The sequence below is a fragment of the Rhodanobacter sp. 7MK24 genome, assembly GCF_014842995.1.
Lineage (GTDB): Bacteria > Pseudomonadota > Gammaproteobacteria > Xanthomonadales > Rhodanobacteraceae > Rhodanobacter_A.
The window spans coordinates 41,855-50,927 of sequence record NZ_JACYXL010000015.1; the positions used below are offsets into that span (position 1 = coordinate 41,855).

The 9,073-nt window shown below is 64.2% G+C and carries 9 protein-coding genes; 4 read left to right on the top strand and 5 right to left on the bottom strand.

Features of this window, described 5'->3' with window-relative positions; translation table 11 throughout:
- Window positions 1–16 precede the first annotated feature (16 nt).
- The 3 genes from IHE49_RS17565 to IHE49_RS17575 are packed head-to-tail and all read right to left on the bottom strand — an operon-like array spanning window position 17 to window position 1,861.
- Window positions 17–664, bottom strand: a complete 648-nt coding sequence (locus IHE49_RS17565) for a DUF4124 domain-containing protein (RefSeq protein WP_192160368.1) — start codon at window positions 662–664, stop codon at window positions 17–19.
- Window positions 665–707: 43 nt separating this feature from the next.
- Window positions 708–1,355 carry an orotate phosphoribosyltransferase gene (gene pyrE / locus IHE49_RS17570; RefSeq protein ID WP_192160370.1) on the bottom strand — a complete coding sequence of 216 codons (648 nt, stop codon included), beginning with the start codon at window positions 1,353–1,355 and terminating at the stop codon, window positions 708–710.
- 11 nt (window positions 1,356–1,366) lie between these two features.
- Entirely contained in the window at window positions 1,367–1,861 is a 495-nt protein-coding gene (locus IHE49_RS17575; protein ID WP_192160372.1) for a GNAT family N-acetyltransferase, read from the bottom strand.
- Window positions 1,862–1,898: 37 nt separating this feature from the next.
- Here IHE49_RS17575 and IHE49_RS17580 point away from each other — a divergent pair, with 37 nt between their 5' ends.
- The 3 genes from IHE49_RS17580 (at window position 1,899) to IHE49_RS17590 (ending at window position 4,364) form a co-directional block, all read left to right on the top strand.
- Entirely contained in the window at window positions 1,899–2,666 is a 768-nt protein-coding gene (locus IHE49_RS17580) for an exodeoxyribonuclease III (protein WP_192160374.1), read from the top strand.
- Entirely contained in the window at window positions 2,656–3,960 is a 1,305-nt protein-coding gene (locus IHE49_RS17585) for an MFS transporter (RefSeq protein WP_225578539.1), read from the top strand. The genes IHE49_RS17580 and IHE49_RS17585 overlap by 11 nt, the downstream gene beginning before the upstream one ends.
- Before the next feature lie 107 nt (window positions 3,961–4,067).
- Window positions 4,068–4,364, top strand: a complete 297-nt coding sequence (locus IHE49_RS17590; RefSeq protein WP_192160376.1) for a hypothetical protein — start codon at window positions 4,068–4,070, stop codon at window positions 4,362–4,364.
- A gap of 457 nt (window positions 4,365–4,821) precedes the next feature.
- Here the strand turns inward: IHE49_RS17590 and IHE49_RS17595 are convergent, their stop codons facing one another.
- The gene (locus IHE49_RS17595; protein ID WP_192160378.1) at window positions 4,822–5,940 is read right to left on the bottom strand and encodes an anhydro-N-acetylmuramic acid kinase; all 1,119 of its coding nucleotides are present in this window, start codon (window positions 5,938–5,940) and stop codon (window positions 4,822–4,824) included.
- Between the two features lie 13 nt (window positions 5,941–5,953).
- On the bottom strand, window positions 5,954–7,399 hold the full coding sequence (locus IHE49_RS17600) for a M23 family metallopeptidase (protein WP_192160380.1): 1,446 nt from the start codon (window positions 7,397–7,399) through the stop codon (window positions 5,954–5,956).
- A 183-nt stretch (window positions 7,400–7,582) separates the two neighbouring features.
- Between IHE49_RS17600 and tyrS the strand changes: the two genes are divergently transcribed.
- Complete coding sequence (tyrS, locus tag IHE49_RS17605; RefSeq protein WP_192160388.1) at window positions 7,583–8,794, top strand: tyrosine--tRNA ligase; 1,212 nt, start codon at window positions 7,583–7,585, stop codon at window positions 8,792–8,794.
- Window positions 8,795–9,073: the final 279 nt, after the last annotated feature.

A 9,073-nucleotide genomic window follows, 5' to 3' on the forward strand; every position in this document is an offset into this window, starting at 1 on the left:
GGCCGCTCTGCGCATCTCAGTGCCCTTGTTGCTGTTGGTCACGCAAGGCGCGGTAATGCGCGAGTTGCTGTGTTTGCTGCTGTTCGGCCTCGTCGCGTTGCGCCTGCTGGCGTTGCAGCAGTGCCTGCAGGTCGCTCACCACGGCGCGCTGCCTGGCGATGCCGTCCTGCAGGAACTTCGGTACCGGCTGTTTGTTGTGCTCGGCCTCGGCGGCACGACCCAGCAACTCGGTCAGTGCCTGCTCCTGGCTGCGCAGGTTGAGCTTGCTGGTGTGGATCTGCTGATCCATGTTCGCCAGCCCTTGCTGCAGCGAAGCCAGATACGAGGCCTCGTCGGGATAGGCGTCCATCATCTGTTCGTCGGCACGGGCCTGGTCGTCTGCGGCACGCTTGGCCGCCGCCTGCTGCGTAGCCAGCTTCTGGGCGGCGGCGCGTTCCTCCGGACTGAGCTGGCGTTGCACACGCTGCACCACGATGCCTTGGTCGTTGACCACGGAGTAGCCGAATTTGAGCGCATCCTGGGTAAGGCTGTCGCTGAAATGCGCTTGGCCTTGGCCGTCTATCCATTTGTAGCGCAGGCCGTTGTCGCCCGGATTCTGCTGGGCATGGATCGTGGTGCTGGCGAGCAGCGCGGCGGCGAACAGGATGGAACGTGGTTTGCGCATGTGAACCTCCCCTTGGGCGGCAGTATAGATGCCGATACCGTCCTCAGCTGTGGGCGCCGTAACGTTCACGATAAGCGACGAGCCGGGCGTGCTCGACGGCCAGACTTGGGTGCTCGCCTGCGTAGGCCAGCACGTCGGTGAGGCTGGTGATTGCGATCACCGGGATGCCGTGGTCGCGCGCGACTTCCTGTGCGGCGGAGAGTTCGCCTTGGCCGCGCTCCTGCCGATCCAGCGCAATCAGCACGCCCGCCGGTTCGGCGCCGTGCGCGCGGATCAGCGTCAGCGATTCGCGCACCGCGGTGCCGGCGGTCATCACGTCGTCCACGATCAACACGCGACCCTTCAGCGGTGCGCCCACCAGCATGCCGCCTTCGCCATGGTCCTTGGCCTCCTTGCGGTTGTACGCCCAAGGCAGGTCGCGGCCGTGGTGGTCGGCCAGCGCGATGGCGGTGGCGGCAGCCAGCGCGATGCCCTTGTAGGCGGGGCCGAACAGCATGTCCACCTCGATGCCCGCGTTCACCACCGCGGCGGCATAGGCGCGGCCGAGCTGGCCCAGCGCGGCGCCGGAATCGATGCGCCCCATGTTGAAGAAGTACGGGCTCTGCCGTCCGGACTTCAGCGTGAACTCGCCAAAGCGAAGCACTTCGCGCTGCAAGGTGAGTTCGATGAAGTCGCGCTGATAGTCGTGCATGGAAACTCTCGTCAGGGCAGATGGCGCCACAGCAGGTGCTGCGGTCCGGAGCGGCCGCCATGGTACAGCGTGCCGCTGTCCGCGAAGCCCGCGCGCCGGTACAGCGCCAGTGCCGCGGTATTGTTGCAGTTCACCGTGAGCACGATACGGCGCGCCTGCGGATGGCGCTGCGCAAGGTCGGTCAGCAGCGCGTCCAGCGCGCGCGCGCCGAGGCCGCGGCCCTGCCAAGCGGCATCCAGCTGGAACGAGCGCAGGCCCAGCGCTTCTGCTTCCGCATCGTATCCGGCGAGGCTGCGCGCGCTGCGCTCGATGCGGTAGTAGCCGACCACCATGTCGTCCAGCAGTATCGCCATTGGCTGGCTGCCGGGGCATCGTTCGGCATCGGCGAGGGTGCGTGCGGGTGGACTTACGAAACCGTCCTGGTCCGGCCGCACGTGCAGGCGCAACACAGCCTCGCGCAATTCAGCGGCGACGGGTCGGACATGGAGGGTGGGCGATGCAGGCATGGTTGCTATCATGCCTGCATCGCTTTGGGAGTCGCACATGCGCATCATCAGCCTGAACGCCAACGGCATCCGTTCCGCCGCAACCAAAGGCGTGTTCGAGTGGCTGCGCCAGCAGCGCGCCGACGTGGTGTGCCTGCAGGAAACCAAGGCGCAGGAAGAGCAGCTTGCCGATCCGATGTTCCGGCCCGACGGCCATCATTGCTTCTACCGCGACGCCACCAGCAAGAAGGGCTATTCCGGTGTGGCGATCTACGCCAAGCGCGAACCGGACGAAGTGCGCACCGTTCTGGGCTGGGACGAATTCGACAACGAAGGCCGCTACGTCGAGGCGCGCTTCGGCAAGCTCAGTGTGGTGTCGTTGTACGTACCCTCGGGTTCCTCCGGCGAGGAGCGCCAGCAATTCAAGTTCAAGGCGATGGAATGGCTCTCGCCCGTCCTCGACGAGTGGCTGGCGAATGGCCGCGACTACGTGCTGTGCGGCGACTGGAACATCGTGCGCAGCGCGAAGGACATCAAGAACTGGAAGTCCAACCAGAAGAACTCCGGCTGCCTGCCGGAGGAGCGTGCGTGGATGGACGGCCTCGTCGAAAGCGGCTGGGTGGACAGCTACCGCACTCTGCATCCGGAAGGCGAGGACTACACGTGGTGGTCGAATCGCGGCAATGCGCGCGCGAACGATGTGGGTTGGCGCATCGACTACCAGTTGGTGACGCCGGCATTGGGCCAGCGTCTGAAGCGCTGCGCGATCTATCGCGACGAACGCTTCTCCGACCACGCGCCGTACACCGTCGACTATGTCGACTGAAGGCGCGTCAACACGGCGCGGGCTGTCGATCTGGCAAGCGTTTTCGCAGCCCGCCGCGTGGACGCTGTGCCTGCTCGGGTTTTCCTCCGGGCTGCCGTTTTTGCTGGTGTCCTACACGCTGTCGTTCTGGCTGAAGCAGGACGGCATCGTGCTGAAGGACATCACGATGATCGCCAGCGCGGGCATGACCTATGTGTTCAAATTTGCATGGGCGCCGCTGCTGGATCACTGGAAACTGCCGTTGTTCATGCGGCTTGGGCAGCGCCGTGGCTGGTTGCTGCTTGCGCAAATCGGTGTTGCGGCGGGCTTGCTGGCAATGGCTGCGCTGACGCCGAGCCAGTTGCCCTTGTTCGTGGCCGCCACGTTGTTCGTTGCCTTCATGGGCGCCACGCAGGACATTGCCATTGATGCGTATCGCATCGAGATCGCCCCGCCTGCGGCGCAGGGCGCATTGGTGGCCACCTATGTGTTGGGCTACCGTCTCGGCATGATCGTTTCCGGTGCGTTGGCGCTGATCCTCGCCGACCACATCCATTGGGCGCAGATCTACGTGTTGATGGCCGTCGCGATGACGGTGCCCGTGCTGGTCACGCTGGGCATGCGGGAGCCGGAGATATTGCGTCTCGCACCGGCTTCATGGCGACAGGCGATGCGCGAGAGCGTGGCCGAGCCATTCGCCGATTTCTTCCGGCGCTATGGTCTATGGCTTGCATTGCTGACCTTGCTGTTCATCCTGCTGTTCAAGATCCCCGAGCAGGCGATCATCGGCGGCGTGATGGGACCCTTTTACCGCGACATGGGTTTTTCCAATACCCAGATCGGCGCAGTCACAAAAATCTACGGCATCTGGATCGGCATCACTGGCGCCTTCGTCGGCGGCGCGGCGGTGGCCCGCTGGGGGGCATGGCGATCGCTGGGCGGCTGCATCGTGCTCGGCGCGATCAGCAACCTGCTGTACCTCTTGCTGATCGCCCATCCCGGCCATCTGACAATGCTGACGTTGGCGATCTCCGGGCAGAATTTCTTCGAGGGTATGCTCGGGCCGCCGACAGTCGCTTTTCTCTCCCTGCTGGTGAACCGCCAGCACACAGCCACGCAATACGCGTTGCTGAGTTCGCTGGTGAACTTGTCAGGCAAGGTGCTCGGCTTCTTTGCAGGAAGCATCGTGGCCGTTTCAGGCTACGGAGGCTATTTCATCATCACTGTGTTCTCGGTATTGCCGGCAATGCTGTTGTTTGTCGCGCTATGGCGACGCTTCGATCCCCTCGCCGCACCTTCCGCCAACGGAAGCTGAAGGCGCTTTGCGAACTGCACCACGGATTGCCAAGTTGATCATTGCCGGCTGCAGCGCCGCGGGCGACGATTTTAGGCATAGGGGCCGGACAACGAAGCGGCGGTGCCATGCCTGATCTCGTGATACGCCAAGTCGATCATCTGCTGGCAGAGCGCATCCGTGCCTTTGCCAAGGCACGCGAGTGGAGCCTCAACGAGGTGCTGCTGCACGCACTGCGACGTGGCCTCGGTGTCGCAGAAAATGGCCAGCATGCAGAAACCTCGGTCGATGCCGACGAACTTGCCATGCTGATTGGCCAATGGAACGCAGCCGAGCAAGCTGTGTTCAGCGAAACCGTGCACGCGTTGTCGATCGCGCGGGGCGACTCGCTGCGGCGATCCGGTGGGACTGGTCACGGCGACTAAGCATCAAGGGCGATGCTGCTGTGCCCGGCCTTTCCGTTGGCTTGCCCGCTCCACGCGTCCTGCTAGTACTGGCGCCACGGTGGAAACGTGGAAGGGTCTCCTTGCGATCGGAGGACATTCGGCTGTTGTCGCGTGTAGTGCAAACATGCGGACGTTCTGCATGGCGATCCAGCGGCGTGCTTCTAGGGCTTTGATGAGCGTCTCAACGGGGCCAGCGATGCCTTCCATCTGGTCTGCGCGACGCTCTCGAGGGATCGCGAGTGCGCCCGCAAGTTCCATGGTTCGGTCGGTCGAGGAATTCGAGCAACTGGTGCGCATGGCGGGGGCTTCCATTGCGTGCCCGTGACCGATACGGTGCGGCGACTGCATGGCGCCGCCAGGAGTTTCCGGAGTTCACCCACCTTTGCCGGTGACGCGCGACTTCAGGCTGAGCGCCGGCGTGCCCGAGCAAATCGTTTCAACGCGGAGCAGGATGGATCGCGCCGAGCACACGTGGCCCGCGCGCACCGGTGACAGCTGGCAGGTTGCCCGGCAGCCCGAGCAGGCGTTGCCGGGCCAGCCATGCGAACGCGGTCGCTTCGAGGAAATCCGGATCCACGCCATACGCGGCGGTGCTGGCCAGCGTCCGTGGCGAGAGCAGTTCGGCGAGCCGCTGCATCAGTGCGACGTTGTGCACGCCGCCGCCGCAGGCCAGCACGTCTTCCGCATCCGGAGCGTGCCGTGCGACGGCCTCGGCCACGCTGCGTGCGGAGAGTTCGAGCAGCGTAGCCTGCACGTCCGCTGGCGACAGCGTGGCCAAGCGTGGATGCGAGGCCAGCCAGTCGAGATGGAAGTGCTCCCGGCCGGTGCTCTTGGGTGGTGCGAGCGCGAAATAGGGATCGGCCAACAAGGCATCGAGCAATGCGTTGTCGATCTTGCCGCTGGCGGCGAACGCGCCGCCGTGGTCGAACGCTTCGCCGCGATGGCGCAGGCACCAGGCGTCCATCAGGCCATTCGCCGGGCCGGTGTCGAAGCCGATGACGCTGCCGTCAGCGCCAAGCACGGTGATGTTGGCGATGCCGCCGAGGTTGAGCACCACGCGGGCGTGGCCGGGATGTGCCAGCAGCATCGCGTGCACGGCCGGCAGCAGAGGCGCGCCCTGGCCGCCGGCGGCCACGTCGGCGCGGCGAAAATCCGCCACCACATCGATGCCGCAGCGTTCGGCGATGGTGGCGGGGTCGCCCAGTTGCAGCGTGAAGGCATACTCGCCGACGGGTCGATGGCGCATGGTCTGGCCGTGCGAGCCGATTGCACGCACGGTGGTGACAGGCGTGCCGCTTTCCTTGAGCAACGCGAGTGCGGCCTCGGCGAAGCCGTGGCCCAGTGCTACGTCCAATCGCCCGAAAGCATCCAGGTCGATCGCGGTTTCGCCTTGCGCCACGGCGAGGATCTGCTCGCGCAACGCGGTTGGCCACGGGTGCGTGTGCGTGGCGTGCAAGCGCGGCTGGCCGTCGTCGAACGACACCAGTGCGGCGTCTATGCCGTCGGCGCTGGTGCCGGAGATCAGGCCTAGATACAGCGACGGAACATCACTCACGCTGGTGCGGCGCTCAGTTGTCGGTCTTGCTGACGGGCGTGTCGCTGCGGGCGAGCTTGACGTGCTGGTCGATCTGGTCGAGTCGTGCCATCTCGGGTTTCACCACGGTGGCCTTGAACTTCGCAAGCTGTGTCGCGGGTAGCGGCTCGGGCTTGGGCAGGGTCACCGTCTGCGGATTGCGCTGTACACCGTCCACGCGGAATTCGTAGTGCAGGTGCGGGCCGGTGGCAAGTCCGGTCATGCCGACGTAGCCGATGATGTCGCCCTGCTTCACGTGCTGACCCACGCGCTCGTTGCCGAAGCGCGACATGTGACCGTAGGCGGTGCTGATGTCCTTGTCGTGCTGGATGATCACGAAGTTGCCGTAGCCGTTCATCCAACTGCGGTACTTGATCACGCCGTCGCCGGCGGCATGGATCGGCGTGCCGGTCGGTGCTGCGTAGTCCACGCCCTTGTGCGCGCGCATCAGGCCGAGGATCGGGTGCATGCGTGCGGCGCTGAAGGTGGAGGAGATGCGGGTGAAGTCCACGGGAATGCGCAGGAACGACTTCTGCAGCGGGCGGCCGTCCTCGCTGAACCAGCCGTAGCTGCCGTCGTCCTTCTTGAAGCGGTAGGCGGTATAGCGCTTGCCCTGGTTCACGAACTCCGCGGCAACGATGTCGCCCTCGCCATAGCGGGCACCATCGCGGTAGATGTCGTCATAGATCACGGTGAAGCTGTCGCCTTCGCGCAAATCCTGCACGAAGTCGATGTCGTACTTGAACAGGTCGGCAAGCTTACCCACCATCGCCGCGCTCAAGCCAGCCTGGTCGCCGGCGGCGTACAGGCTGCTGCGGATCACCCCATGCGCCACTTCCTCGCGCACATCCATGTCGCGCGGCTGCAGTGTCAGCGTGGGTTGCGGTCCATCGAGGCGCACGATGGCACGGTTGGCCTGGTCCTTGTCGAAGCGGACACCGCGCAGGCTGCCACCAGTGCCGAGCAGGAAGTCGAATTCGTCGCCCGGGCGGATGTGGTGCAGCGCGGATTTCGCATCGCCGGAGGCGTCCATCACCTTTTGCAGGTCGGTGAGGCTCAGGCCGCGGCCGCCGAAAATGTCGGACAGCGTCTGGCCGGGTTGCACGCGTACCACTTGCCAGTCGTCCACCGCGGCGGCGGCTTGCGGGATCGGATCCGGCTTCGGCAATGCCAACGGCAGCAGAGTGTGCGCCTCGACCGTGGGAGCGGGCTTCATTGCTGTGGCCCACGCAGGCATGATGAGGCCGGAGAGCAGGGTCGCTATCAATGCAGTGCCGGCGAGCACCCAGCGCTCGCGGTGCCAGTGGATCGGCGTGATGGATTCCGACCGATCGAACGACCAGTGCGCGCAGCGCTCGTAGAAGCTGATGTGACGACGTTGTGCCTTGCGGCAAATGGCCTGCTTGCGCGCTCGGAGCCCCCCCCGGATTTTCCCACTCATGCTGCGCGAACCTCGCCGTACAAAGTAACAATTCCACGTACCATAGACGTCGTGTGACGAGTGCGTCAATCCCTTTTCCATCAAGGATTTGCGTCAGGTTTTCGGTTAACGCACAATTAACGCTGAAACGTGATTGCCATCGCCAGGATGGTTGTCATGACAACCACCTATTCCGAGGAATGCATGAACCAACCTGAGCAGGCGCTGGCCACGATCGCGCGTGGTGCCGACGAAATCATCAAGCGCGAGGACCTGCTGGAGCGGCTGAAAAGTGGGCGCCCACTGCGCATCAAGGCCGGCTTCGATCCCACCGCGCCGGACCTGCACCTGGGTCACACCGTGCTGCTCAACAAGATGCGCCAGTTCCAGGATCTGGGACACCAGGTGATTTTCCTGATCGGCGACTTCACCGGCATGATCGGCGATCCGACCGGCAAGAACGTCACGCGCAAACCGCTCACCCGCGAGGATGTGCTGAAGAACGCCGAGACCTACGCCGCGCAGGTCTACAAGGTGCTCGACCGCGAGCGCACCGAGGTGCGCTTCAATTCCGAGTGGTTCAGCAAGATGAGTGCGGCCGACATGATCAAGCTTGCCGCGCAGCACACCGTGGCGCGCATGCTGGAGCGCGACGACTTCGCCAAGCGCTACGCCGCGCAACAGCCGATCGCGATCCACGAGTTCATGTATCCCCTAACTCAAGGCTATGACTCGGTGGCGCTCGAGGCCGACGTCGAGCTCGGTGGCACCGACCAGAAGTTCAACCTGTTGATGGGTCGAGGCCTGCAGGAGCACTTCGGACAGAAGCCGCAGATCGTGCTCACCATGCCGCTGCTCGAAGGCCTGGACGGCGTGAACAAGATGTCCAAGTCGCTGGGCAACTACATCGGCATCGACGAGCCGGCGATCGACATCGTCACCAAGACCATGAAGATCGACGACGCGCTGATGTGGCGCTGGTTCGAATTGCTCAGCTTCGACGTCTCGCTTGATGAGCTGGCGGAAATGAAGGGCGACGTGGCAAACGGCGCGCTCAATCCGCGCGACGCCAAGCTGCGCCTGGCACGTGAGCTGGCCACACGCTTCCACGACGCGGCTTCCGCCGAACAGGCCATTGCGGGCTGGCATGCGGTGGTGCGAGGGGAGGGCGACACCTCGTTGCTGCCGCTCAGCGAAATTGCGGTGCCCGTCGAAGGCCTACGCCTGCCGGCGCTGCTTACTGTGGCGGGGCTCACTGCCAGCAACTCCGAAGCGAGCCGCAAGCTCAAGGAACGTGCCGTACGCATCGATGCGGAAGTGGTAGAGGACGCGCAGCGCGTATTCGCGGCAGGATTCGAAGGCGTGTTGCAGGTGGGCAAACGCAACTTTGCCCGTGTGCGATTGACCTCCGGTTGATCGCTACGCACTGCTTTGAAGCTTTGTTTCGCGCAAGATCAACGGCTTGCGCGAAAGAGTAAAAATTCTTCGAAGAAATCGCTTGCCAATATCAGGGGGGCTGCCTACTATTCGCGCCCCGCTGCCGCATCGGCACGGTGCCCCACCACCCGCGCTGAAGAGACTTCGACGAAGGTGTTGACGGACCGAAAAGACGATGTATAGTAGGCGGCTCACCGGGACGAAATGTCCTGTAGCGGAAAGCTCCGCGGTGACAAGATCTTTGACAGTGTGCACAGG

Bases quoted from the DNA above. Each gene is read 5' to 3' on its own strand.
- IHE49_RS17575 (WP_192160372.1), bottom strand. From the start codon at position 1,861: ATGCCTGCATCGCCCACCCTCCATGTCCGACCCGTCGCCGCTGAATTG.
- IHE49_RS17580 (WP_192160374.1), top strand. From the start codon at position 1,899: ATGCGCATCATCAGCCTGAACGCCAACGGCATCCGTTCCGCCGCAACC.
- IHE49_RS17565 (WP_192160368.1), bottom strand. From the start codon at position 664: ATGCGCAAACCACGTTCCATCCTGTTCGCCGCCGCGCTGCTCGCCAGC.
- tyrS (WP_192160388.1), top strand. From the start codon at position 7,583: ATGAACCAACCTGAGCAGGCGCTGGCCACGATCGCGCGTGGTGCCGAC.
- IHE49_RS17585 (WP_225578539.1), top strand. From the start codon at position 2,656: ATGTCGACTGAAGGCGCGTCAACACGGCGCGGGCTGTCGATCTGGCAA.
- IHE49_RS17600 (WP_192160380.1), bottom strand. From the start codon at position 7,399: ATGAGTGGGAAAATCCGGGGGGGGCTCCGAGCGCGCAAGCAGGCCATT.
- pyrE (WP_192160370.1), bottom strand. From the start codon at position 1,355: ATGCACGACTATCAGCGCGACTTCATCGAACTCACCTTGCAGCGCGAA.
- IHE49_RS17590 (WP_192160376.1), top strand. From the start codon at position 4,068: ATGCCTGATCTCGTGATACGCCAAGTCGATCATCTGCTGGCAGAGCGC.